The organism is Microlunatus soli (assembly GCF_900105385.1).
Lineage (GTDB): Bacteria > Actinomycetota > Actinomycetes > Propionibacteriales > Propionibacteriaceae > Microlunatus > Microlunatus soli.
On sequence record NZ_LT629772.1, the window covers coordinates 4,070,400 to 4,093,820 of the forward strand.

General features: G+C 68.1%; 23 protein-coding genes. 14 read left to right on the forward strand and 9 right to left on the reverse strand.

Features of this window, described 5'->3' with window-relative positions; translation table 11 throughout:
• Window positions 1–8: 8 nt before the first annotated feature.
• Together BLU38_RS18640 and infA are read left to right on the forward strand one after the other, a co-directional pair.
• Complete coding sequence (locus BLU38_RS18640; RefSeq protein WP_231919920.1) at window positions 9–1,292, forward strand: RNA polymerase sigma factor; 1,284 nt, start codon at window positions 9–11, stop codon at window positions 1,290–1,292.
• A 175-nt stretch (window positions 1,293–1,467) separates the two neighbouring features.
• Window positions 1,468–1,689 carry a translation initiation factor IF-1 gene (infA, locus tag BLU38_RS18645; RefSeq protein ID WP_091075514.1) on the forward strand — a complete coding sequence of 74 codons (222 nt, stop codon included), beginning with the start codon at window positions 1,468–1,470 and terminating at the stop codon, window positions 1,687–1,689.
• A gap of 9 nt (window positions 1,690–1,698) precedes the next feature.
• Here the strand turns inward: infA and BLU38_RS31240 are convergent, their stop codons facing one another.
• Complete coding sequence (locus BLU38_RS31240) at window positions 1,699–1,845, reverse strand: hypothetical protein (protein ID WP_172836028.1); 147 nt, start codon at window positions 1,843–1,845, stop codon at window positions 1,699–1,701.
• Here BLU38_RS31240 and rpmJ point away from each other — a divergent pair.
• The 6 genes from rpmJ (at window position 1,796) to rplQ (ending at window position 5,626) form a co-directional block, all read left to right on the forward strand.
• Window positions 1,796–1,912, forward strand: a complete 117-nt coding sequence (gene rpmJ, locus BLU38_RS18650) for a 50S ribosomal protein L36 (RefSeq protein ID WP_091526970.1) — start codon at window positions 1,796–1,798, stop codon at window positions 1,910–1,912. The genes BLU38_RS31240 and rpmJ overlap by 50 nt on opposite strands.
• 315 nt (window positions 1,913–2,227) lie before the next feature.
• Window positions 2,228–2,602, forward strand: coding sequence for a 30S ribosomal protein S13 (rpsM, locus tag BLU38_RS18655; protein WP_091526971.1), 375 nt, complete (start codon window positions 2,228–2,230; stop codon window positions 2,600–2,602).
• A 35-nt stretch (window positions 2,603–2,637) separates the two neighbouring features.
• Complete coding sequence (gene rpsK, locus BLU38_RS18660; protein ID WP_091526972.1) at window positions 2,638–3,039, forward strand: 30S ribosomal protein S11; 402 nt, start codon at window positions 2,638–2,640, stop codon at window positions 3,037–3,039.
• 33 nt (window positions 3,040–3,072) lie between these two features.
• Window positions 3,073–3,681, forward strand: coding sequence for a 30S ribosomal protein S4 (gene rpsD / locus BLU38_RS18665; RefSeq protein WP_091526973.1), 609 nt, complete (start codon window positions 3,073–3,075; stop codon window positions 3,679–3,681).
• A 148-nt stretch (window positions 3,682–3,829) separates the two neighbouring features.
• Complete coding sequence (locus BLU38_RS18670; protein WP_091526974.1) at window positions 3,830–4,867, forward strand: DNA-directed RNA polymerase subunit alpha; 1,038 nt, start codon at window positions 3,830–3,832, stop codon at window positions 4,865–4,867.
• A gap of 51 nt (window positions 4,868–4,918) precedes the next feature.
• Entirely contained in the window at window positions 4,919–5,626 is a 708-nt protein-coding gene (rplQ, locus tag BLU38_RS18675; protein ID WP_091526975.1) for a 50S ribosomal protein L17, sunset domain variant, read from the forward strand.
• 318 nt (window positions 5,627–5,944) lie between these two features.
• Here the strand turns inward: rplQ and BLU38_RS18680 are convergent, their stop codons facing one another.
• Window positions 5,945–7,123 carry an MFS transporter gene (locus BLU38_RS18680; protein WP_157683551.1) on the reverse strand — a complete coding sequence of 393 codons (1,179 nt, stop codon included), beginning with the start codon at window positions 7,121–7,123 and terminating at the stop codon, window positions 5,945–5,947.
• A gap of 64 nt (window positions 7,124–7,187) precedes the next feature.
• On the opposite strand from BLU38_RS18680, the gene BLU38_RS18685 reads away from it, so the two are divergent.
• The 3 genes from BLU38_RS18685 to BLU38_RS18695 all read left to right on the forward strand — a co-directional run bounded on the left by BLU38_RS18685 (window position 7,188) and on the right by BLU38_RS18695 (window position 9,592).
• A complete protein-coding gene (locus BLU38_RS18685) occupies window positions 7,188–8,201 on the forward strand; it encodes a LacI family DNA-binding transcriptional regulator (RefSeq protein ID WP_091526977.1) in 1,014 nt (337 codons plus the stop codon).
• Window positions 8,202–8,264: 63 nt separating this feature from the next.
• Complete coding sequence (locus tag BLU38_RS18690; RefSeq protein ID WP_231919921.1) at window positions 8,265–8,951, forward strand: HAD family hydrolase; 687 nt, start codon at window positions 8,265–8,267, stop codon at window positions 8,949–8,951.
• Window positions 8,952–9,067: 116 nt separating this feature from the next.
• Window positions 9,068–9,592, forward strand: coding sequence for a GNAT family N-acetyltransferase (locus tag BLU38_RS18695; protein ID WP_231919922.1), 525 nt, complete (start codon window positions 9,068–9,070; stop codon window positions 9,590–9,592).
• A 39-nt stretch (window positions 9,593–9,631) separates the two neighbouring features.
• Here BLU38_RS18695 and BLU38_RS18700 read toward each other — a convergent pair whose 3' ends face one another.
• The 3 genes from BLU38_RS18700 to BLU38_RS18710 all read right to left on the reverse strand — a co-directional run bounded on the left by BLU38_RS18700 (window position 9,632) and on the right by BLU38_RS18710 (window position 13,528).
• Entirely contained in the window at window positions 9,632–10,675 is a 1,044-nt protein-coding gene (locus tag BLU38_RS18700) for a hemolysin family protein (RefSeq protein WP_091526980.1), read from the reverse strand.
• Window positions 10,672–12,006, reverse strand: coding sequence for a hemolysin family protein (locus BLU38_RS18705; RefSeq protein ID WP_197679775.1), 1,335 nt, complete (start codon window positions 12,004–12,006; stop codon window positions 10,672–10,674). The genes BLU38_RS18700 and BLU38_RS18705 overlap by 4 nt, the downstream gene beginning before the upstream one ends.
• Window positions 12,007–12,334: 328 nt before the next feature.
• Complete coding sequence (locus tag BLU38_RS18710; RefSeq protein ID WP_231919923.1) at window positions 12,335–13,528, reverse strand: citrate synthase/methylcitrate synthase; 1,194 nt, start codon at window positions 13,526–13,528, stop codon at window positions 12,335–12,337.
• 90 nt (window positions 13,529–13,618) lie between these two features.
• On the opposite strand from BLU38_RS18710, the gene BLU38_RS18715 reads away from it, so the two are divergent.
• Window positions 13,619–14,860, forward strand: a complete 1,242-nt coding sequence (locus tag BLU38_RS18715) for a citrate synthase (protein WP_091526981.1) — start codon at window positions 13,619–13,621, stop codon at window positions 14,858–14,860.
• On the opposite strand, the gene BLU38_RS18720 is transcribed toward BLU38_RS18715, so the two are convergent.
• From BLU38_RS18720 to BLU38_RS18730, 3 genes are all read right to left on the reverse strand, one after another.
• Window positions 14,828–16,195 carry an APC family permease gene (locus BLU38_RS18720; protein ID WP_091526982.1) on the reverse strand — a complete coding sequence of 456 codons (1,368 nt, stop codon included), beginning with the start codon at window positions 16,193–16,195 and terminating at the stop codon, window positions 14,828–14,830. The genes BLU38_RS18715 and BLU38_RS18720 overlap by 33 nt on opposite strands.
• 5 nt (window positions 16,196–16,200) lie before the next feature.
• Window positions 16,201–18,285 carry a beta-galactosidase gene (locus BLU38_RS18725; protein WP_197679776.1) on the reverse strand — a complete coding sequence of 695 codons (2,085 nt, stop codon included), beginning with the start codon at window positions 18,283–18,285 and terminating at the stop codon, window positions 16,201–16,203.
• 111 nt (window positions 18,286–18,396) lie between these two features.
• The gene (locus BLU38_RS18730; protein ID WP_091526983.1) at window positions 18,397–19,437 is read right to left on the reverse strand and encodes an aldo/keto reductase; all 1,041 of its coding nucleotides are present in this window, start codon (window positions 19,435–19,437) and stop codon (window positions 18,397–18,399) included.
• Between the two features lie 88 nt (window positions 19,438–19,525).
• Between BLU38_RS18730 and pdxR the strand changes: the two genes are divergently transcribed.
• Both pdxR and BLU38_RS18745 read left to right on the forward strand, forming a co-directional pair.
• Window positions 19,526–20,950 (forward strand): MocR-like pyridoxine biosynthesis transcription factor PdxR, encoded by a 1,425-nt coding sequence (gene pdxR, locus BLU38_RS30970; protein WP_172836178.1) that lies wholly within the window; start codon window positions 19,526–19,528, stop codon window positions 20,948–20,950.
• A gap of 430 nt (window positions 20,951–21,380) precedes the next feature.
• Window positions 21,381–22,565: a cytochrome P450 gene (locus BLU38_RS18745; protein ID WP_091526984.1), complete on the forward strand. Its 1,185-nt coding sequence runs from the start codon at window positions 21,381–21,383 to the stop codon at window positions 22,563–22,565.
• Window positions 22,566–22,725: 160 nt separating this feature from the next.
• Here BLU38_RS18745 and BLU38_RS18750 read toward each other — a convergent pair whose 3' ends face one another.
• Window positions 22,726–23,367, reverse strand: coding sequence for an SH3 domain-containing protein (locus tag BLU38_RS18750; RefSeq protein WP_091526985.1), 642 nt, complete (start codon window positions 23,365–23,367; stop codon window positions 22,726–22,728).
• Between the last annotated feature and the right edge of the window lie 54 nt (window positions 23,368–23,421).

Consider the following 23,421-nt stretch of genomic DNA (forward strand, 5'->3'; position numbering starts at 1 on the left):
GACCGGCGGTGAGCTCGGGGCGCCAGGCCGTTGCGGCGGTCTGGCGCATCGAGTCCGCCCGGATCGTCGGCGCGCTGACCCGCTACACCTCCGACTTCGCGCTGGCCGAGGACGTCGCCCAGGAGGCATTGGCCGAGGCGCTGGTCAGCTGGCCGCGGGACGGAATGCCGACCTCGCCGGCGGGCTGGTTGATGGCCACCGCGAAGCGGCGGGCGATCGACGCGTTCCGCCGACGCTCCGTCGCCGACAGCAAGTACGCCGCCATCGCGCGAGAGGTCGCCGAGACCGACGCCGGCACCGACGATCACGACCTGCTGTTCGACCCGGACCGGATCGACGACGACCGGCTCGCGTTGATCTTCATCGCCTGCCATCCGGTACTGGCCAAGGAAGCCAGGGTGGCGCTCACCCTGCGCGTCGTCGGCGGCCTGAGCAGTGAGGAGATCGCACGCGCCTTCCTGGTGCCGATCCCGACGATCCAGGCGAGGATCACGCGAGCCAAGAAGACCCTCGCTGCGGCGCGCGTCCCGTTCGAACTGCCACCGGCCTCCGAGCGGACGGATCGGATCGGGTCGGTGTTGAACGTGATCTACCTGATCTTCACCGAGGGCTCCAGCGCGTCGACCGGAGTCGAGCTGATCCGGACCGAGCTCGCCGACGAGGCGATCCGGTTGGCCCGGGTGCTGGCCGGACTGGTCACCGACGAGCCGGAGGTGTACGGGCTGTTGGCGCTGTTGGAGCTGAGTGCCGCCCGCTTCCCGGCACGGACCGGGCCGGACGGTCATCTCGTCCAGCTGGAGGATCAGGATCGTCGGCGCTGGGACCGATCGGCGATCGGCCGCGGGCGGGCAGCCCTGGCGAAGGCGACAACGGTCGGCCGCGGTCTGGGGGCGTACGGGCTGCAAGCCGCCATCGCCGAACAGCACGACCTGGCCACATCGGTGCAGAGCACCGACTGGGAGCGGATCGTGCTGCTCTATGAGGCACTCGGTCGGCTGGCGCCGTCGCCGATCATCGAGCTCAACCGCGCGGTCGCGGTGTCGATGGCCGCCGGGCCGGCAGCCGCGCTCCAGATCGTCGATGGGCTGGTAGCCCGGGGCGAGCTGGCCGCCTCCCACCTGCTGCCCAGCGTCCGCGGCGAGGTCCTGCTCCGGATGGGAAGATCGGTTCAGGCGCGGGCGGAGTTCGAGCGGGCGGCAGAGCTGTGCGGTAACGCCCGTGAGCGTCAGCTGCTGCTCGACAAGGCTGTCTCGGCGGATCCGGACCCAGAGCACCCGCCCCCAATCAGCTGACCCGTCAGTTTCTCCCCGACACGCCGGGCAAGTCGGGGAGAAACTGACGGGTCAGCGGATTGGGAGCGAGCCGCCGGTGTGATTTGGGCCAGCGGGCGGGTTGGCGTAAGGTTGCATGTCGGCCACCTGTGCCGGTGGTTCGTTGTTTCCTGCTCACCCCTGCGAATGAGAGTTTATGGCGAAGAAGGAAGGCGCCCTGGAGTTGGAGGGCACCGTGGTCGAGGCGCTGCCGAACGCGATGTTTCGCGTGGAGCTGGCCAACGGTCACAAGGTGTTGGCCACCATCAGCGGCAAGATGCGACAGCACTACATCCGGATCCTGCCGGCTGACCGTGTTGTCGTCGAGCTCTCCGCCTACGACCTGACCCGCGGTCGGATCGTCTACCGGCACAAGTAAGCCCCCTCGTCAGAGGTGTTGCCCGGCCACCGGGCACTGCACCACCACCACACACCCCAGGCACGGCCAGGTCGGTCGGGTCTGCGCGAGACAGAGAGTCACTGCGATGAAGGTCCAGCCGAGCGTCAAGCCGATCTGCGATAACTGCAAGGTCATCCGTCGGCACGGTCGGGTGATGGTGATCTGCAGCACGAACCCGCGGCACAAGCAGCGTCAGGGCTGAAACTCTGAAGCTGGCCGAGGGCCCGCTGGGGTCACTTGATCCCGCAGACACAACTGCATCCAACAACAGAACAATCCTCTTCAACGTGATTGCAGGGCCGGATCCGATCCTTCGACGGGCGGAACCCGGCCACCACCCCCGGTCGGAGGCCGGGGCCGAGAAGAAGAACCGAGGTCGCACCAGAAGGTGACCGACTCGGGGGCCAAGGGGACGTCTCCTTGCTCTTCAGATCGGACGCATCACGCGACGACCTCCGCGGGACGTGACGGCAGGGCCGGACACGATCTCGTCAAACAGACAAGGACACTGCCAACCATGGCACGTTTGATCGGTGTCGACCTGCCGCGCGACAAGCGCCTCGAGGTCGCTCTCACCTACATCTTCGGCATCGGCCGTACCCGCGCATCCGAGACCCTCGCCAATACCGGGGTCAGTGGCGATCTGCGCGTTCACGAAGTCACCGACGACCAGCTGATCACTCTGCGTGACTGGATCGAGGCCAACTACCAGACCGAGGGCGATCTGCGCCGCGAGGTCTCCGCCGACATCCGTCGCAAGATCGAGATCGGTTCCTACCAGGGCCGCCGCCACCGCAGCGGTCTGCCGGTCCGCGGTCAGCGGACCCGGACCAATGCCCGTGGCCGTAAGGGCGCTCGCAAGCCCGTCGCCGGCAAGAAGAAGGCCCGCTGACGCGGTCCGTGAACGCACAGGAGATCTGAAAACTTATGGCTACTGCAGGCCGCGCTGGCGCCAAGAAGGTGCGCCGCAAGGAAAAGAAGAATGTCGTCGCGGGTCAGGCCCACATCAAGTCGACCTTCAACAACACCGTCATCTCGATCACCGATCCCACCGGTGCCGTGATCGCCTGGGCCTCCGCCGGCACCGTCGGCTTCAAGGGCTCCCGCAAGTCGACTCCGTACGCCGCCCAGATGGCTGCCGAGGCCGCCGGCCGACGCGCGATGGAGCACGGCATGAAGCGGATCGACGTCTTCGTCAAGGGCCCCGGCTCCGGTCGTGAGACCGCGATCCGCTCGCTGGGTGCGGTCGGGCTCGAGGTCGGCGCCATCGCCGACGTCACCCCGATCCCGCACAACGGCTGCCGCCCGCCGAAGCGCCGTCGCGTCTAGTCGTCCGTCCCAACCCATCTGAAGGAAAGAACCATGGCACGCTACACCGGTCCTTTGACCAAGAAGTCGCGCCGGCTGGGCACGGACCTCGTCGGCAATGACAAGGCGTTCGAACGCCGCCCCTACCCGCCGGGCATGCACGGCCGCGGCCGGATCAAGGAGTCGGAGTACTCCCTCCAGCTCCGCGAGAAGCAGAAGGTCCGCTACTCCTACGGGGTGCTCGAGCGGCAGCTGCACAACTACTACGAGGAAGCCTTCCGTCGTGAAGGCCGTACCGGCGACAACCTGCTGAAGCTGCTGGAGACCCGTCTGGACAACGTGGTCTACCGCGCCGGCTTCGCCCGGACCCGTCGCCAGGCCCGCCAGCTGGTCGGACACGGCCACTTCCAGGTCAACGGCCAGAAGGTCACCATCCCGTCCTACCGGGTCAGCCAGTACGACATCATCGAGATTCGCGAGAAGTCCAAGAACGCGACCCCGATCGTGATCGCCAAGGAGACCCACGGCGAGCGCGACGTGCCGGGTTGGATGGATGCCGATCTCGACCGCAACCGGATCCTGATCCACCAGCTCCCGGTCCGCGAGCAGATCACCGTCGACGTTCAGGAACAGCTGATCGTCGAGTACTACTCCCGCCGGTGACGCTGGTCCGCAGGGACAACTGAACATGGCTTGGACTGGCGTGGGTCCAAGTTGATCTTGTGGCCGTTCCGGGGCGGATCCCCGGAACGGCAGCACGCAATCGCATCGTCAAATAGCGGTCGATGCGGAGAAGGAAGAAGGCAGTTCCATGCTTATTGCACAGCGCCCGACGCTGTCGGAGGAAGTTGTCTCCGACTACCGGTCCCGGTTCACCATCGAGCCGTTGGAGCCCGGATTCGGTTACACCCTGGGGAATTCGCTGCGGCGGACCCTGCTGTCGTCCATCCCGGGCGCGGCGGTCACCAGCATCAAGATCGACGGCAACTTGCACGAGTTCTCCACCCTGGAGGGCGTCGTCGAGGATGTCACCGAGATCATCCTGAACCTGAAGGCACTGGTCGTCTCCTCCGAGGAGGACGAGCCGGTCGTCATGTACCTGCGCAAGGCCGGCCCCGGTGCCGTGACCGCTGCCGACATCGCGCCGCCGGCCGGTGTCGAGGTGCACAACCCCGAGCTGCACATCGCCACCCTGAACGAGAACGGTCGGCTCGAGATGGAGCTGGTCGTCGAGCGCGGCCGCGGCTACGTGTCCTCGGTGCAGAACAAGACCGCCGACGCCGAGATCGGCCGGATCCCGGTCGACTCGATCTACAGCCCCGTGCTGAAGGTCACCTACAAGGTCGAGGCCACCCGTGTCGAGCAGCGCACCGACTTCGACAAGCTGATCCTGGACATCGAGACCAAGAACGCGATCAAGCCGCGGGACGCCGTCGCATCGGCCGGTCGCACCCTGGTCGAGCTGTTCGGCCTGGCCCGTGAGCTGAACGTCGAGGCCGAGGGCATCGAGATCGGCCCGTCGCCGATCGACGAGCAGCTGGCCGCCGACCTGGCGCTGCCGGTCGAGGACCTGAACCTGACCGTCCGGTCCTACAACTGCCTCAAGCGCGAGGGCATCCACACCGTCGGTGAGCTGGTCTCCCGTTCGGAGCAGGATCTGCTCGACATCCGCAACTTCGGCTCCAAGTCCATCGACGAGGTCAAGCTGAAGCTGCACGAGATGGGTCTGTCGCTGAAGGACAGCGCCCCCGGTTTCGACCCGCTGTCGGCCATCGGTCGTTACGACGACGACGAGGAGTCGACGGGCGACGAGGGCGACGCCGACTTCGCCGAGACCGAACAGTACTGATTCCGAGCCTGCACAGACGCCGGGTCCGGAAAACACCGAGGAGAACAACCAATGCCTACACCCACTAAGGGCGCTCGCTTGGGCGGCAGCGCGGCACATGAGCGGCTGATCCTGGCCAACCTGGCCACCCAGCTGTTCGAGCACGGGCGGATCACCACCACCGAGGCCAAGGCCAAGCGGCTGCGTCCGGTCGCCGAGAAGTTGATCACCAAGGCCAAGCGTGGCGATCTGCACGCACGGCGGCAGGTGATGCAGACCATCCGCGACAAGGGCGTGGTGCACTCGCTGTTCACCGAGATCGCTCCGACCTTCGCCGAGCGCGAGGGCGGCTACCTGCGGATCACCAAGGTCGGCCTGCGCAAGGGCGACCGTGCTCCGATGGCCGTGATCGAACTGGTCACCGAGTCGGTCGAGGATTCCAAGAAGGCCAACGGCTCCACCGCCAAGGCCGCTCCGGCTCCGGCCCCGGCAGCTGAGGCAGCCCCGGCTGCCGACGAGGCACCGGCCGACGGCAAGGACTACGGCGAGGGATCGTTCCGTGGTGCGGAGGCTCCCAGCGAGGACTTCACCATCAAGGGCAACGAGGACTCGATGAAGTACCACACCCCGGAGTCCCCGTGGTACGGCCGGACCGTCGCCGAGGTCTGGTTCAACTCCGAGGAAGCCGCCCAGGCCGCCGGATTCGTCAACGCGGTCCAGCCCAAGGACGACGCCGAAGAGGCTCCCGCCGAGGAGACCACCGAGGACACCGAGGCCTGAGCAACTGCTCTGTCGATGCCCGCTCGCTCCATTCCGGAGCGGGCGGGCATTGTCGTTTCCAAGGTCGGTGAGATTGTCGAAGGGCTCGGATCTTGGTGCCTGGTTGGGATTTCGGCCCCATGGTTGGGTTTCCGCCCAGCATCGCGGCCGGCTCACCTCTGGTGATCAGGTTGCGTTCGGCGACCGGCCGCGACGCAACGCCCGCCACACCCGAAACCCAACCATGGGGCCGAAATCCCCGTTCTGCGGGCGGCTCACGTTGGCGCCGTGGTGATCATCGCCGACGAGGAGGATGGACGCCGGACGCCGCCAGTTCTCCTAGTGGGCAGCCGGCTGCGCTGGGGTGAGGCGGGATCGACCCAGCAGCAGGGTGAGTAGTCCCAGGGCGGCGGACACGACACCGGTCAGGGCTGCTCGGGGGAGTGAACCGGAGCCGATCAGGATGCCGGTCACGGCGGATCCCAGGGAGACGCCGACGGTCATCAGGCTGACCAGCCAGGCGAAGGCCTCGGTCGTGGTGCCGGGCGGTGCGAGCGTTCCGACCTCGGCGAAGGATGCGGCCAGGATGGGCGCCAGGAAGAGACCGGTGGCGTACATCAGGATGATCGTCACCGCGACGCCGGGGCTGAGCACCAGCAGGCCGTACGCGACGGTGTAGCCGACCAACAGCGGTGCGATCCGGCCGGCGGCCGGCCCGCTCCACCGAACGGCGCCGTAGGCGATGCCGCCGGTCAATGCTCCGGCGGCATTGATCGCCAGCAGCACCGGTGCGCCGCCGGGGACCGGGTGCTGTTCGGCGTAGGCGACGGCGAAGATGCTGATCATCCCGAGGGCGCCACCGACGCCGGCCAGGCTCAGCAGCAGGACGACGAGGCCGCTGCTGCGCAGCGGGCCGAGCCAGTCCGCCGAACGCCGCGGTGCTCGCCAATGCCGGGACGGTCCGGCGGTTGCCACCACGATCGAACCGAGCAGGCCGAGCCCCGCGCCGAGCCACAGCGAATGCGCCGCGCTGCCGAGCGCGACGCAGACACTGACCAGCAACGGCCCGCCGACGAAGATCAATTCCTGGGCCGCCGAGTCGACCGCGTACGCGGCGTCGAGTTGATCATGGTCGACGACATCGGGCCAGAGGGCGCGCAGGCACGGTTCCAGCGGCGGCATCGCCGCGCCCGCGACGGCCGCTGCGATCACCACCACCCCGTGCTGCTGCGCGGCGACCGCGATCACGATGAAGCCGAGACCGGACAGCACCGACGAGCCGACGAGCACCCAGGGTTGTCCGACCCGATCGACCAACCGGGCGAGCATCGGCCCGCCGACGGCGGAGGCGATCGCGTACACCGCGGCGACCAGCCCGACGAATCCGTAGTCGGCCTCGTGCTCGCGCAGGATCAGCGGGATCATCACCGCGGCCATGGCGCTGGGCAGCCGACCGCTCAGGGTGCCGGCCATCAACCTCGCGACGTGGGTACGGCGCAGCACGAGGAGCGGGTTCACATGGTCAAGTTATACGTATGACAACGGGTGCTCCAAATGGGTTTGCCAGCGGTAGGGTGCAGGCGTGGCCGGAGCTCGAGCATCGTCGAACCGTCGGGTGACCGGACACGACGTCGCCCGCGCCGCCGGCGTCTCCCAGGCCACCGTCTCGCTGGTCTTCTCCGACGCCGCTGCGACCCGGGTGTCGGAGCAGACCCGGGCCCGGGTGCGTGCCGTGGCGCGGCAGCTCGGTTACCTTCCGCAGGCATCCGGACGGCAGCTACGGCTCGGTCGTTCCGGACTGGTGCTGCTGGCCGTGCCGGACATCCGGGCGCCGTACTTCTCCCGTGTCCTGGCCGGCGCCCACGAGGCCGCCGAGGCCGGCGACCTGACGGTGGTGGCCAGTTCGAGTTGGGATGCCGACAAGCTGGTCAGAATCGCCACCAACACTCAGTTCGACGCGCTGATCTTCTGCTCGCCGACCGATCAACAGCTCGAACGTCTTCCGTCGGGCGTCCCGTTGGTCTTCCTCGATGCCGACCCGGATCTCGCTTCCGCGGGCCCTGACCGACTGGTCGTGGAACTCGACGTGGCCGACGGCATGCGCCGACTCCTCAGCCATCTGCGCGACCTGGGGCATCGCCGGATCGGCCGGCTCCGCTACGCCATCGACGACTACACGTTCCGGGCCCGGCAGGCCGCGTTCGCCGCCGCCACCGACGGACTCCGGGTGTCCGAACGACCGGTCCGCCAGGCGGGCGATCTCGACCTGGCCCGAGGCTGTGCTCGTGACCTGCTGGCGTCCCCGCAGCGACCGACTGCGGTGGTCTGCGACGACGACGTGCTCGCGGTTGCGGTCTACCACGCTGCCGATCAGCTCGGGCTGGGTGTCCCGACCGATCTGTCCGTCGTCGGGATGGATGACGTCGACGCCGCGCAGATCCTGCGGCCCGGGCTGACCACTGTTGATCTTGGTGCCGAAAGCCTTGGTAGGAAGGGGATCGAGGCGGTCGGCGCGCTGCTCGGAGACGGTCGGCAACCGACCGCCCAAGGAGCGGAGTTGATCATCCGGGAGTCGACCGGACGACCTGGCCGATGATCAACCATGCGATCCGCCCCGTGCAGTTCGGGTGGATGCACCGGTCGTGTCACGATGGGTGCCATGTCGACTGATCAAGGTCCGTCACTCTCGGCCATCGTCTTCGACTTCGACGGGCTGCTGATGGACACCGAGACGACGGCCCTGCTGAGCTGGGAGTACGAATGGCGACAGTGGGGACTGACGCTCGACCGCAGCGGCTTCTTCGCTGATCATGGCGGCAGCGTCGCCGAGGAACGATCCGCCCAGCTGGCAGCAGCCGTCGGTGCCGAGTTCGACCGGGAGCTCAGCCATCGTCGTCGGACCCGGTATCGCGAAGAGCTGCACACCCGACTGGACCTTCGACCGGGGATCGGCGACTGGATCGAGCAGGCCGGCGCTCGCGGGCTCCGGCTCGCGGTCGCCTCGTCCTCGGAGACGACCTGGGTGATCGGGCATCTCGAACGGGTCGGACTGCTGGACCGGTTCACCGTGATCGCCGGTGGTGAGGAGGTGTCGGGTCACAAACCTGACCCGTCGGTCTACCAGTTGGCGCTGCGCCGGCTCGGCATCGACGCCGCTGACGCGATCGCGGTCGAGGACACCCCGCACGGCGTCACCGCCGCGCACCGCGCCGGGCTGCCCTGCATCGCGATTCCCAACCCCTACGTCGATCCGGACCGGGTCGGGCATGCCGAGCTGGTCCTCGGATCGGCCACCGAGCTGGACTGCGGGACGGCACTGGAGCGCGCATGCGGCCAGAACCCCTGAGCCCAGAACCCCTGAGCCCAGAACCCCTGAGCCCAGAACCCCTGAGCCCAGAACCCCTGAGCCCAGAACCCCTGAGCCCAGAACCGCTGAGCCCAGAACCCCCGAGCCCAGAGCAGTTGCGACGCGAACCGTTGAACGACGGGCTGCTGATCCTGGAGCCGCTGACGGTCGAGCACGCCGAGGAGATGGTCGAAGTATTGGCCGACCCGCAGTTGTACGCGTTCACCGGTGGCAGTGCGCCGACGCTGGCAGAACTACGGCATCGGTATGCCCGACAGGTGGCCGGCCATTCATCGGACCGTACCCAGTGGTGGCTGAACTGGGTGATCAGACTCCGTCTCGACCCCGACCGGCCGGCGGTCGGCTACCTCCAGGCGACCGTCGCCGCGGAGCCCCTCGCCGCGGAGCCCCTCGCCGCGGATCGGGCGACCGCCGAGCTGGCCTGGGTGGTCGGCATGCCGTGGCAGGGTCGCGGGATCGCAGCCCGTGCCGCGGGCCTGGTCGCCGATCAGCTGAGGCCAACGCGATTGATCGCCCACATCCACCCCGATCATCGCGCTTCCGAGGCGATCGCCCACAGACTCGGAATGGCTCCGACCGATGAGGTGGTCGACGGTGAACGACGCTGGTCGACCGGATGAGATGATCGCCCGGCGGCCGTACCGACGAGCAGATCGAGGCTAGTCGGCGTTGGTGGTGGTGTCCTCGATCTGTCCGACCAGTTCCTCCAGCACGTCCTCGAGGAAGATCACGCCGGTGACGCTGTCGGTGTCGTCGGTGGTCAGCGCCAGGTGCGAGCTGTTCGAGCGCATCGCCCGCAGGGCGTCCTCGGCCTCGCTGGACTCCGAGACCCGCAACAGCTTCCGGATCCGGTCGGCCGGTAGCGGCCGATCCCAGGTCTTCACGTCGTCCAGGTCGAGGAAGTCCTTGAGATGGACGTAGCCGGTCGGCTGGCCGTCGTCGGCGATCAGATAGCGGGAGAAGCCGTGCTCGGCGACCAGCCGCTGGATGTCGGCCGGCGTCGCCTGCGGCGCCACCGAGACGACCTGCCGGGTCGGCACCACCAGCTCGGCAACGGTCTTGGCGGTGAACTCCAGAGCCGCCGACACCCGGCCGTCGGCGTCCTCCAACACCCCGGCTTCCTCCGACTGCCGGACGATGGTGGCGACCTCCTCCAAGGTGTAGGCGCTGGTCGCCTCGTCCTTGGGCTCGATGCCGAACAGCTTGATCACGGTGTTGGCGATCCAGTTCAGCGCGACGATGATCGGCTTGACCAGGCGGCCGAGGAAGACCAGTGGGGGAGCGAGCAGCAACGCGGCCCGGTCGGGGACCGAGAAGGACAGGTTCTTGGGCACCATCTCGCCGAGCACGACGTGCAGGAAGGTGACCAACGCCAGCGTGATCACGAACGCCGCCACCCCGATCACCGACTCCGGCAGCCCGATCGCATGCAGCGGGATCTCCAGCAGGTGGTGGATCGCGGGCTCCGACACGTTCAGGATCAGCAGCGAACAGACCGTGATCCCGAGCTGGGTGGTGGCCAGCATCAGGGTGGCGTGTTCCATCGCCCACAACGTCGTCCGGGCGGCCGCGCTGCCCTGTTCGGCCCGCGGTTCGATCTGCGACCGGCGGGCGGAGATCACCGCGAATTCGGCGCCGACGAAGTAGGCGTTGATCAACAGCAGCACGACCAACGCGATCAGGCCGACCAGATCGCCGTTCATCGGCCGGCCTCCTTGTCCTTCTCGTCGTCGTCGAGGTCCGGATCGGGGATGTAGCGCAGCCGATCGATCCGGCGTTCCTCGACAGCGATCACCCGCAGCGTGCCGGTGTCGATCCGTACCTCATCACCCGGCTCGGCCAGTCGGCCGAGCTCACCGGTGACGAAACCGGCCACGGTCTCGTAGTCCGAGCCCTCCGGTACGTCGACGCCGGATGCGCCGCGCAGCTCGTCCGGCCGCAGCGAGGCGTCGATGATCAGATCCTCGCCCTCGGCGACCACCCGAGGTGACTCCGAGTCGTGCTCGTCGACGACGTCGCCGATCAGTTCCTCGATCAGGTCCTCGATGGTGGTCAGGCCGGCGGTGCCGCCGTACTCGTCGGCAACGATCGCCGACTGCAGCGGCGCGTGCCGCAGCTGGGGGAGCAGCAGCCCGACGCCGATCGTGTCCGGCACCCGCAGCGGTTCGGTCATCAGTTGTGCGACCCGGACCGTACGGCGTTCGGTCGGCGGGATGGCGTAGGCGTTCTTGACGTGCACCAGGCCGACGATGTCGTCGATGTCGCTGCCCTGCACCGGATAGCGGGAGATGCCGGTCTCCCGGGTCAGTTCGATCACGCTCTGCGCGGTGTCGTTGCGGCGTACGGTCTCCAGCCGGACCCGGGGCGTCATCACGTCCTCGGCGACCCGTTCGGCGAACTGCAGCGAGCGGCCGAGCAGCGCCGCCTGCTCCGATTCCAAGGTGCCCTCGGTGGCCGAGCGGCGAACCAGGGAGGACAGCTCCTCCGCGGTCCGGGCGCCGGACAGCTCCTCCTGCGGCTCCACGCCCAACGCGCGCACGATGGCGTTCGCGCTGGTGTTCAACAGCAGCACCAGAGGCTTGAACACGGTGGTGAACGCGGCCTGCAGCGGGACGACCAGCTTGGCCGCTCGGACCGGGACCGAGATCGCGAAGTTCTTCGGGATCAGCTCGCCGACGACCATCGAGCCGATGGTCGCCAGCAGGACGCCGATCACGGTCGCGACGGCGCCGACCGAACCGTCCGGCAGCGGAGTCGCCGCCAATGCCGGCGTGATCAGCTCGGACAGCGCTGGTTCGAAGGTGTAGCCGGTCAGCAGGGTGGTCAGGGTGATGCCGAGTTGGGCGCCGGACAGGTGGGTGGAGGTGATTCGCAGCGCCTTGATGGTCGGGCCGAGCCCGCTCTCACCACGGTCGCGGCGGGACTCCAGGTCGGCGCGGTCCAGATTGACCAGGGCGAACTCGGCGGCCACGAACACCCCGGTGCCGAAGGTCAGCAGCACGCCGACACCGAGCATGATCCATTCGAAGGTCACCGATCAGCGCCCCGATCGGGGCACGTCGCGGTAGGAGGGTGCTGAACGATCTGTCCGTCGCGAGCGGCGCGATGTGCGTGCAGCGGCAAGGCGCGCGACTGAGGGCGTGCGTCAGCACGTTGAAGGAGCGCAACGCAGCCGATGTGCGTGCAGCGCGCCGCGGAGCAGGACAGATCGTTCAGCACGCTCCTAAGGAAGCCCCGCCGACGGAGGCGGGGCCGCGGACTTTGAGGGTTCGCAGGAGGAGGCTCGTCCATGATGTCGCGTCATCGTAGCGAATGACGGCAACAGGTCGGCGCACCGTCCACCAGGGAACGGTCGGTCCCGGTCAGTCGAACGGCTGTGGCGGCGGTGCTCCGACGTACCGCGAGGACGGCCGGATGATCTTGGAGTCGGCGGCCTGCTCCAGGATGTGCGCGGTCCAGCCGATCATCCGGCCGGTGGCGAAGGTCGGGGTGAACATCTCCCGCGGGATGTCGCAGGCCTCCATCACGACGCCGGCGAAGAACTCGACGTTGGTGTGCAGGGCCCGGCCGGGCTTGAGCTCGGCGAGGATGGCCAGCACGCTCCGCTCCACCTCGATCGCAAAGTCGACCCGGGCACCGCCGAAGCCGCGGGCGATCTCCTTCAACATCGCCGACCGCGGGTCTTCGGTCCGATAGATCGGGTGGCCGAAACCCATCATCCGCTGTCCGGAACCGACCGCGTTGCGGACCCAGCCGTCGATCTTGTCCGGGCTGCCGATCGCATCCAGGGTGTCCAGCGCCCGGCTCGGCGCACCGCCGTGCAGCGGCCCGGACAGCGATCCGAGAGCGCCGAGCACCGCAGCGCCCAGGTCGGCGCCGGTCGAGGCGATCACCCGGGCGGTGAAGGTGGACGCGTTGAAGCCGTGGTCGATGGTGGAGATCAGGTAGGCATTCAGGGCGTGCCACTGTCGTTGGTCGGGCTCGCTACCGGTCAGCATCCAGTAGTAGTTCGCCGCGTGATCCAGATCGTCCCGGGGCGGGATCGGCGACAGACCGTTGCGGGCCCGGTGCAGCGTTGCCAGCAGCACCGGTGTGATCGCTCCGACGGTGATCGCATGCTGTCGCCGACCGGCCTCGTCCTGGTCGTACAGCGGCGCGAAGCCGTACGCTCCGGCGGCCAGCGCGAGCGCGGCGCGCAGACCGGCCAACGAGTCCGCACCGGCGGTGGCCGCGGCGATGGCCGGCAGTTCTGCCTGCACCGTCACCGGCAGTGAACGGGCGGCCCGGACGTCGGCGGCGAAGCGCTCCCGCTCGGCATCCGTCGGCAGTGAACCGGCGATCATCAGGTGCCAGACGTCCTCGAAGGGTTTCCGGGTGGCGAGCTCGACGGCCGAGTACTGCCGATAGTGATAGAACCCCTCCAGGCCGCGGACGTCGCCGATGGCCGTCTCGGCGGCGACCACGCCGGCCAGGCCTGCCGGCACGTCGATCAGGCTGTCGTCCATCCGATCCCGAACCACCCGCGCCGGCTGGTGCTGCTGCGGCTGCGTTGTCATCTCGACCTCCCGAAGCTCAGTTTCCTCCAGAGTCATACTTGAGTGACCACCCGATCAACGTTGATTCGATCAATGTGAGGTGCAGAGCAGATGAACCCGACCCGGCTGACGGCGGCGGAGACCGCTGCGCGGCTCGGCGTCAAACCCGAGACGCTGTACGCCTACGTCTCGCGCGGCCTGCTCGGCCGGGAACGCGGCCCTTCGGGCTCGTCCTTCGATCCGTTGGAGGTCGAACGGTTCGCCGCCTCCCGTCGGCGCGGTGCGGACCGGTCGCCGGTCCAGTTGAAGGACGGTCGGCCGATCGGTGGCCCGCTGATGACCATCGACACCGAGGTCGCGCTGATCGAGGACGACGAGCTCTACTACCGCGGCCGACCGGTAGCCGACCTGGTCGGCCGCTATCGGTTCGAAGCGGTGTGCCACTGGGTCTGGCGTGGCGGACTGGACGACGCCGTCCGATTCCGGCCGCTGCCGGACGCGGTCGAACGCGTGATCGCGGTCTTCGCTGCGCTGCCGCCGGAGACGGCGCTGGACGACCGGATCCGGATTGCGGTTCCGGTGATCGCCGGTGCGGATCCGCTCCGCGAGGACCGCGACCCGCAGTCGGTCGCACACCGTGCCGGCGCCATGATGATCACGCTGGCGGCGGCCCTCGCCGGAGGGCCGGAGCAGACGACGGTGGCCGGTTGTCTGGCAGCGGCGCTGACCGCACCCGATTCCGCGATCGATCATGATCAACTCGTCGGTCTGCTCGACACCGCCCTGGTGCTGCTGATCGATCATGATCTTGCGGTCTCCACCCTCGCTGCGCGTGCCGCCGCGTCCGCCCGAGCCAACCCGTACGCGGTGGTCGGCAGTGCGCTCGGGGCGCTGGACTCCGGGCTGCACGGACGGGCGAGCGTCTCGGCCTATCGGATGCTGGCAGCGGTCGCGAACGGCACGCCTGCCACCGAGGTGATCGCCGCGACCATCGCTGCGGGTGTCGGCGGCGTTCCCGGCTTCGGGCATCGGATCTACACCGCGGTTGACCCGCGGGCGGAATTGATCTTCGCCAGGCTGGCCGAGCTGAGTCGCCGCGGGGTGCTTCCTGATGCTTGTCCCGCGCTGGCAGCGGCCGAGGAGTTGGTGGCGGTGCTGCGAGTGCACAGTGGTGGGTTCGGCAATGTCGATCTCGCTCTGGCCGCGCTGGCATTGGCCTTCGGGATGCCCGCGGAAGCCGGGTCGGTGATCTTCGCGATCGCCCGGATCGGCGGATGGATCGCGCACGCACTGGACGAGTATCGCCAGCCGGCGTTGAGATTACGGCCGATCGGCCGTTACGTCGGGCCGTGAACCGGTCTGCCTGCGCTGCACCAGAGCGACCACCAGTCCGACGATAAGCCAGCCGGCGCCGATGATCAACGCGGGCCGGCTGGCCAGTACCAGGGCGATCACGACGATCGCGACGCCGATCACCGGCAGCACGACGTGCCGGATCGGCGCCTCGGTCCGCCGGCCGATCACGTAGTAGCCGATCACCGATCCGTGCAGGAACACGAAGGCGACCAGCGCGCCGACGGTGACCATCGATGACAGCAGGTCCAGACCGTCGTCACGCAACGCCGCGAGCACCGAGATGATCAAGGTGACGATCGCCGACAGCAGGATGGCGTTGCGGGGCGTCTGTCGACGTCGACCGAGTCGGCCCAGAGCGGCCGGCAGCCGGCCGTCGCGCGCCATCCCGTACATCAGTCGGCTGACCGCTGCCTGGGCGACCAGGGCGGAGAAGATCGGCCCGATCGCTCGTACGGTGGTGACGACCTGGCCGAACCAGCCACCGATCGCCTGCCGGAGCATGTCGTAGAACGCCGTCCCCTGCTGGTCGGGATGGGCCGCCAGGGTTGTCGGATCCTTGTCGATCAACAGCCCGGCCAGGTAGGTCTGGACGACGAACAGCAAGCCGGCCAGGGCCAGGCAGAACAACAGTGCCCGTCCCACCTGGCGCGGTGACCCGGTGTTCTCCTCGGCGAAGCTGGCGATCGCGTCGAAACCGAGGAAGGCCAGCACGGCAACCGAGACCGCACCGAACACGCCACTCAGGTCGAAGCCGCCGACTCCGGTCAGCGGAGACAACAGCGGACGCGTCGGACCGTCGTGCGCCAGCACGATCAGCGCCGCGACGACGAAGATCAACAACAGCAGGATCTCGATCCCGAGCATGACCATCCCGATTGCCGCCGCGATCTTGACACCGGCGATGTTCAGTCCGGTGATCACCAGCACGCCGACCGCGGTGAACACCCAGATCGGCACCGCCGGCAGCAACGAGTGAGCGGCGATGCCGGTGAACAAGGAGGCCAGGGCGGGGATGAACAGGTAGTCCAGTCCGAGCATCCAGCCGGCCACGAAACCGGGGAACCTGCCGAGGCCGGTCTGCGCGTAGGCGAACACCGATCCGGCGCGCGGCACCGCGGCCGCCATCCGGGCATACGACCAGGCCGTGAACGCCATCGCGACCGTCGCGATCACGAACACCAGCGCGGTGGCGCCGTGGCTGCGGGCATCGAGTACGCCGAAGGTGCCCATCGGTGCGGTCGGGCCGATGAACAGCAGTCCGTAGACGATCAGGTCGCGCAACCCGAGGGTGCGCCGCAGACCGCCGGTCGTTGTCGCCGTGTCCTCCGCCATGCCGACTAGTCTCGCGCGTCGGCCTCGGCGATGATCCGGATGTCCCAGGGACCGAGCTCGACCGGGCGGCCGGGACCGACGTCGGCATCGGCGAGCAGATCGGTGCCGGCAACCAGGTCGTCGGGCAGGCGATGGTTGTCGAAGGACCAGTTGGACAGGAACGCCAGCCGGCGTCCGTCCCGGGTCGTCGACCGGGTGAACCGGACCGATTCCGGCAGACCGGCACCGAGCGGCGTCACACCGGATGTCCGCAGCACCCAGTCGGCGATCGAGCAGGCGAAGCCGGCATCGGGCAGGGTGCCGACGTAGCTGACCCGGCCGCTGCCGAACCGATGACTGGTGACGGCCGGGAACCGGCCGAAATGCGGATGATCATAGGACGCCAGCACCTCGGTCGCCTCGTCCTCGACCACCAGTTCGTCCATCCAGCCGGTCGCCTGCGCCCCGGCCGGAATCGACAGTCCGCCGCTTCCGGTGACCGGCAGCGGCTTGGCCAGATCGGAGTACAGGTTGTAGCCGATCCCGGCGGCCTCCCGCAGCCGGCCGGGGGCGCGCAGCCAGCGGGCCCGGGCGTACTCGTCGGCGTACCCGGTGCGGAAGGTGAGGACCAGATGCCCGCCCTGCTCGGCATAGTCGGCCAGCCCGGCCAGGGTCTGGTCGTCGGCCACGTACAGTCCGGGCGCGACGACCACCGGATGGTCGCCGAGGTCGGCTCCGGCGCGAAGCACGACCGCCTGTGCGCGGGCGTCGAAGAAGCCGCGGTAGAAGGCGTCGAAGATCCGGGCGTAGCTGCCGGCGTCGGGCCGCCGGCCGTCGGGTGTCTTCAACGGTGGCTGGTTCGCCATCGCCCACCGGCTGTCATAGGAGTAGAGGAAGGCGACCTCGCTGTCCGGCGTCAGGCCGGTGAGGGTGTCCCCGTGTCGTTGCAGATCGCGGCCGATGCCGGCCACCTCGTCGTAGTTGCGATTGCGTTCAAGATCATGATTGAGGATGCCGTGGGAGTAGATCTCGTGGCCGTAGTGCAGGCTGTGCCAGTGCCAGTAGGCGACCATGTCGGCGCCGCGGGAGATGGTGCTGAACGCCGCCATCCGCCACTGTCCGTCATAGCAGGGGAAGACGTTGTCGGAGTTGGCGATGCTGATCGGGTTCATCTCGGTGATGAAGAAGTTCTTCCGTTTCACCCCGTAGGCCATGTCGGAACGCTGGTAGAGCTGCACCGCTCCCGGGCCGGTGGTGTTGGCCGGATACATCGCCAGCCCGTCCACCGGCGGGTGGGCCAGCCCGTCCTGGGTGGCGTGCGGGAAGTTCTCCGCGACGACGTCCATCGCATCGCCGATCGCATAGCGGTCGGCCTCACTGCGACCGTGGAACCCGACCACGTCGTGGATCACGAACTGATCCGGACCCGCGTACTCGCGCACGATGTCGGCCTGCCAGCGCAGGAAGTCGGTCGTCAACTGTGCCTGGAAGCGACGCCATTCCAGGTCGTAGCCCGGGCTGGTGTTGCCGGCCGGCGGCCACAGGTCGGCCCAGTCGCCGAGCCGATGCGACCAGTAGGTCAGCCCCCACAGCTGGTTCACCCGGTCCACGGTGCCGTAGCGACGCTTGACGTGTTCGGTGAAGGCGTCGATCACCGCCGGATTCTGCGCGCCGACGGTGCCGGTCTCGTTGTCCACCTGGAAACCGATCACCCCGGGGTGATCGGCGTAGCGTTCCCAGAGCAGCCGGATGATCCGTTCGGCGAAGTGCCGGTAGGTGGGGTTGGTGATGTCGACGTTCTGCCGGCCGCCGTACGGTGTCGGACTGCCGTCGGCGCGGATCGCCATCACCTCGGGATGGCGCCGGTGCAACCAGGGCGGGATGGCATAGCTCGGCGTGGTCAGAATGATCTTGATGTCGGCGGCGTGCAGCCGGTCCAGCACCCGCTGCAGCCAGTCGATCCGGAAGTCGCCTTCGGCCGGCTCGCAGAGCGACCAGATCGCGTCGCCGATCCGTGCATAGTTGATGCCGGCCTGCTGCATCATCGCCACGTCGTCGTCGAGCCGGTCGAAGGGTTGGTATTCCCAGTAGTAGGACACGCCGTACAGCACGGGGAGGACACTCCTCTTGATCGCGGGGCCTTGATCGGTGTCTGAGCCGTTCTCCACGATCAAGTCTGGCAGATCCCCGCCCCGGCGCCGACGGGGATCTGTCGATCATGATCAGACGGTGTCCAGCAGATCCAGTTCCTCGTCGGACAACTTGACGTCCAGGGCACCGATCGCCTCGTCCAGTTGGGCGACCGAGCTGGCGCCGAAGATCGGAATCATCGCCGCCCGCCGTGCCGGCAACTCGTCCAACGCATGGGTCCGGGAACCGTCCCGGTAGACCAGTCGACTCTCCGGGCCGGCCAGGTGCCAGGCCATGATCACCTGATTGGCCGTGGCGTCATGATCATGAGCGATCCGGTGCGCCAACCGCAGCCGATCGAGACTGGCCGGATGATCGTACGGGTCCCGGACGGCCATCCAGGGCCGTGTGATCTGGCCACCCTGCTGTGGCGAGTAGCTCATGATCGTCAGGTCCGGCTCGCTCGCGGCGTAGTCGATCATGTCCGGGGTGACCGGGCCGGCCTCGTAATAACCCGGGCGTGGCCAGTAGATCGAGTGCTGTTGCTGCCAGGCGCCGAACTCTGCCCGGCCGTGCTGCCGGCTGTGGGCGCGGGCGACGGCCAGCCGCCAGGACACGGTGTTGGACAGGCCCGGAATGGCGATCAAGCCTTCCTCGGCCAGTGCGGAATAGGTGTCGGCGACCTCGGTGATGTCGCGGTCGCGGTCGTCGACATGGCCGTAGTAGACGCCGACCCGTTCCACGCCGAGATTGCGCAGACTGACGGTCAGCTGGTTGCGGACCACCTCGGGCGCCAGACCCTCGTAGTTGGTCGGCGGAGTGCCGTTCAGGATCGGCCCGTTGGGATCGAGTTTTCCGGCCCCACACTTGGTGGCGATCACCATGTCGTCGGCGACCTTGCGGTCGGCCATCCAGCGGCCCAGCAGCCGTTCGCTGTCACCGGCGGTGGTGCCCGGGGTCCAGGAGCCGTAGTTGTTGGAGGTGTCGACGAACCGGCCGCCGGCCTGGTAGAAGCGATCGAGGATCGCCATCGAGGCCTCGTCGTCGACCGTCACGCCGAGATTCATGATGCCGAGACAGGGCACCGTCACTTCGAGGTCGGTGCCTCCGCTGTGCAGGATTCGAGTTTCCATGGTGGCTAAGCTAGGCCGAGATTGGTCTGGGGAACCGAGCCAATCACCGTACCGATTTACAGACCAATCTTTCGGAGGCGAGGGTGCCATGAGTGAGGTCGTCGCGGTTGCCGGTCTGACGCTGGAGCTCGGCGACCCCTCGGCGCCACTGAGCCGCCGGCTGATGAATGCGCTCCGGTCCGGGATCCGCGACGGCCGGCTGCCGGCCGGGTCGGCGTTGCCACCGAGTCGGCTGCTGGCCGGCGAGCTCGGCTGCTCGCGATGGGCCGTGACCGAGGCGTACGGCCAACTCGTCGCCGAGGGCTACCTGTCGGCGAACCAGGGCTCGGCGACCAGGGTCCGCGACCTCGGCGCCGTACAGACCGGCGCCCGATCCCGACCGATCCCGGTCGAGCAGCGACCACGCTTCGACCTGGCGCCGGGCGTCCCCGACCTGGCGGCCTTCCCCCGCAGTCGGTGGGCCGAGAGCTATCGGCGTGCGGTGCTGGAGCGTCCGACCGGGCGGCTGACCGGCAGTGCGATGATCGGCAGCCTGGATGCACGGACCGTGATCACCGACTATCTGCGCCGGACCCGGCAGGTGCTGGAAAATCCGACCCAGCTCAATCTGAGTACCGGTGCGACGGCTGCGACCGGTTGGGTGGCGCGTCTGCTGTTCGCCACCGGACATCGTCGGATCGCGGTCGAGGATCCGTCCTGGCACGGACTGCGCGATGCCGCCCGCCGGGTCGGACTGGAGTTGGTGCCGATCGAGGTCGATCAGGACGGGTTGCGTGTCGAACAGCTCGATGATCATGACGTCCGAGCAGTGATCGTGACGCCGGCCCACCAGTTCCCGACCGGTGTCGCACTGTCGGCGTCGCGCCGGCTGGCGCTGATCGACTGGGCCCGGCGGGTGGACGGGACGATCATCGAGGACGACTACGACGCCGAGTTCCGCTACGACCGACGCCCGGTGGCAAGTCTGCAAGGGATGGCGCCGGATCGGGTCGTGCTCGTCGGGTCGGTGTCGAAGACGTTGACCAGCTCGGTCGGGCTCGGCTGGGTGGTGCTGCCGCAGCAGTTGATCATGCAGATCCTGGCCGAGGATCTCGAACGCGGTGCCGGACCGTCCGGTTTCGTGGTGGACGCGATGGGCACCATGATCAAGAACGGTTGGTACGAGCGGCATCTGCGCTCGACGCGTACCACTTACCGTCGACGGCGAGCCGCCCTGCTGGCCGCGATCGAGGAACTGCTGCCGCAGTGTCGAGTCACCGGCATGCCGGCCGGTCTGCACCTGGTCCTGCGGCTGCCCGACGGTACCGATGTCGATCGGGTCGTCGGCGCTGCCGCCACCCACGGCGTCGGCGTGATCGGTCTCGACCGCTACCGATTGCGGCCGGTCGATGAGCCGGCACTCGTCCTCGGCTTCGGCAACCTGCGTTCCGGACGCGAACGGGACGCCGTGGCCTTGCTGTCCCGCGCGATCGAGCAGGCCGCCGGATCGGTGTCGGGATCGGCCGAGGGCTGACAGTCGTCCGCGGCGTACCGTGTTCGACCCCCACCGGTCCCGGCGCAGCGTCGGTCGACCGTGCGGCTGAGGGCTCGCGTGACACAACGACCGGCCATCACCCCTTGGTTCACCGAACACCCCGTTCCTGTGCCGATGAGGCGGCCGGCGGAGATCGAACGCCGATTCCACTCGGCGCCGACGGCCGGGCAGGATTTGTGGACGACTGTCCGGTATTCGTGCGGGCCGAGCCGGTGGCGCAGATGAGCAGCCAGGTCGCCGCTGTCGCGCGAACGGGGTCAACCACACTCACACGATGATCGGAGACCGATCGACACGATCGAACGCGCGTCGACGCGATCGATTGCGCAGCCGCGGGGCGGTCGGCCCGGTGGGAGCGCCCGGTGAAAGGCTGGCTGAATTCCCCACATTCTGAGCATTGGGAGGTTTGATGTCGGTATCCGACAAGAACTCCATGAAGTCGATTGACCTGTTCAGCGAGGAGGTATTGGCTGATCCGTACCCCACCTACCGGCGGTTGCGCGACACCGGACCCGCGGTGTACTTGGAACGCATCGACGCTTGGGCGCTCGCTCGAGACGCTTCGGTCCGTGCCGCCCTCACCGACTGGGAGACGTTCTCGTCGGCCGACGGCATCGCCCTGACCGATGGTGTGAACCAGGCGCTGAAGGGCATGATCCTCGCCTCTGATCCTCCCGAACACGATCGACTCCGGGCGGTGATGAACGAACGTCTGGCACCGCGTGTGTTGGACGATTTTCGCGCGAACGTGCGCCGGCAGGCCGACACGATGGTTCGAGCCCTGGTTGGTCGCCGTTCCTTCGACGCGGTGGAGGAACTGGCCAAGGCTTTTCCGGTCGCGGTGCTGCTGGACCTCATCGGGCTGCCCGATGATGGGCGGGACAAGGTGCTGGCCTGGGCCGATGGCACGTTCAACGCCTTCGGTCCTGACAACGAACTCTTCCGGGCGTCGCTGGCGTCACAACAAGACAAGATGGAGTATCTCGAATCCGTCGTGGCGTCCGACCGCCTCACTCCGGGAAGCATCGGTCGCGGGATCTACGAGGCTGCCGACCGCGGTGAGATCGACCGAGCATCGTGTGTCAACCTGCTGGCGGCGCTGGTCGACGCTGGGCTCGACACGACGATCAACGCCATGTCGACCATCGCGTTGCTGTTCAGCACGTACCCCGACCAGTGGCAGCGGCTGCGCGCGGACCGTAGCCGCATCCCGGCCGCGTTCAACGAGATCCTGCGCCTGGAAAGCCCCGTGCAGTGGTTCGCGCGGGGCGTGACCACCGACTACGAGATGGACGGGGTGAAACTGCCGGCAGGGGCTCGGGTGCTCCTGCTCTTCGGCTCAGCCAACCGCGACGAACGCGCATGGAGCGACCCGGACACGTTCGATATCGACCGGGATGCCTCTCGGCACCTTGCCTTCGGGCGGGGCGTGCACGTGTGTGCCGGGCAGGGCATCGCCCGCCTGGAGGCACATGCACTGCTGGCGGCACTGGCCGAGCACGTGGCACGTTTCGAGACCGGTGAACCGCAACGACGCCTCAACAACACCGTCCGTGGGTTGACCCGACTCCCGACCTCGATCGAGCCTGCCTAGCCAGCACGGGGCAACCGGGACAGCTCGGGATTCGGTGGATGGCTGGCCAGGAATTGTGGCCGAGTGTCCGAATTTCCTACCAGGGTGCCATCGACCGGCGCGCCGTCAGCCGCCGTGTACGACGGTCTGGTGGCGCGACGTCGGGGGTGCACGATGGGCGTCAGGCGGTCTGTGAGCAGTACGGGATCTTCTTGCTGGCATCGAGTGCCGAGGCACGGACCCAGCCTGACTCCGACAGCAGCACCCAGCGCTGCCGGGACTGGCCGGTGGCTTCGGAGTCGACGTAGCAGACCGCTTCCATCCCCACGCCCTTGGGCAGGGTGTCTTCGCGGGTGTCACTCTTCGTCGGCCCCTCGAAGACGCCGGTCCGCTCGGTGGTGGTGACCGGCGCCGTCACCGCCAGCCCGCAGTATTCCGGTTCACCGTGAACGGTGAGGTAACGCCCGGACACCCAGGACGCGTCACCCTCGGCGGCGATCAGGTACCAGTCGTCGTTGCCCTTCACGGTGCTGCCGTCGATCTTGCAGTCCACCGACAGCCGGGTGCCGTTGTCGAAGACGTAGCCCCGCGGCGACTCGGTGCTCGGTGACCGGTGCGAGATCAGCCCGCCGTCGGCATGCACCGTCGCCTTCGGGAAGTTCGCGGCATCGGCGGTCGCGGTATGCGCGACGCCCAGGCCGGCGGCGAGCGCGAGGGTAGCGCCGGCCAGTGCGGTCAGCCGCCGAACGCGACGACGCGCCGATCCGGCCCGCCGCGCCGCGGGGTGTACGTCGGTCATCGACGCGCTGCTGTGCGTTGTCATCGGAGATCCTCCCGGTCGTGTTCGGTTCTGCGTTCACCCGGGAGGAGTCGGGTC

Excerpts from the sequence above, each read along its gene's own strand:
- infA (WP_091075514.1), top strand. The coding sequence starts at position 1,468 with ATGGCGAAGAAGGAAGGCGCCCTGGAGTTGGAGGGCACCGTGGTCGAG.
- rplQ (WP_091526975.1), top strand. The coding sequence starts at position 4,919 with ATGCCTACACCCACTAAGGGCGCTCGCTTGGGCGGCAGCGCGGCACAT.
- BLU38_RS18670 (WP_091526974.1), top strand. The coding sequence starts at position 3,830 with ATGCTTATTGCACAGCGCCCGACGCTGTCGGAGGAAGTTGTCTCCGAC.
- BLU38_RS18710 (WP_231919923.1), bottom strand. The coding sequence starts at position 13,528 with ATGACAACGCAGCCGCAGCAGCACCAGCCGGCGCGGGTGGTTCGGGAT.
- BLU38_RS18690 (WP_231919921.1), top strand. The coding sequence starts at position 8,265 with ATGTCGACTGATCAAGGTCCGTCACTCTCGGCCATCGTCTTCGACTTC.
- pdxR (WP_172836178.1), top strand. The coding sequence starts at position 19,526 with ATGAGTGAGGTCGTCGCGGTTGCCGGTCTGACGCTGGAGCTCGGCGAC.
- rpsM (WP_091526971.1), top strand. The coding sequence starts at position 2,228 with ATGGCACGTTTGATCGGTGTCGACCTGCCGCGCGACAAGCGCCTCGAG.
- rpsK (WP_091526972.1), top strand. The coding sequence starts at position 2,638 with ATGGCTACTGCAGGCCGCGCTGGCGCCAAGAAGGTGCGCCGCAAGGAA.
- rpsD (WP_091526973.1), top strand. The coding sequence starts at position 3,073 with ATGGCACGCTACACCGGTCCTTTGACCAAGAAGTCGCGCCGGCTGGGC.
- BLU38_RS18720 (WP_091526982.1), bottom strand. The coding sequence starts at position 16,195 with ATGGCGGAGGACACGGCGACAACGACCGGCGGTCTGCGGCGCACCCTC.
- BLU38_RS18700 (WP_091526980.1), bottom strand. The coding sequence starts at position 10,675 with ATGAACGGCGATCTGGTCGGCCTGATCGCGTTGGTCGTGCTGCTGTTG.
- BLU38_RS18730 (WP_091526983.1), bottom strand. The coding sequence starts at position 19,437 with ATGGAAACTCGAATCCTGCACAGCGGAGGCACCGACCTCGAAGTGACG.
- rpmJ (WP_091526970.1), top strand. The coding sequence starts at position 1,796 with ATGAAGGTCCAGCCGAGCGTCAAGCCGATCTGCGATAACTGCAAGGTC.
- BLU38_RS18715 (WP_091526981.1), top strand. The coding sequence starts at position 13,619 with ATGAACCCGACCCGGCTGACGGCGGCGGAGACCGCTGCGCGGCTCGGC.
- BLU38_RS18750 (WP_091526985.1), bottom strand. The coding sequence starts at position 23,367 with ATGACAACGCACAGCAGCGCGTCGATGACCGACGTACACCCCGCGGCG.
- BLU38_RS31240 (WP_172836028.1), bottom strand. The coding sequence starts at position 1,845 with ATGACCTTGCAGTTATCGCAGATCGGCTTGACGCTCGGCTGGACCTTC.
- BLU38_RS18745 (WP_091526984.1), top strand. The coding sequence starts at position 21,381 with ATGTCGGTATCCGACAAGAACTCCATGAAGTCGATTGACCTGTTCAGC.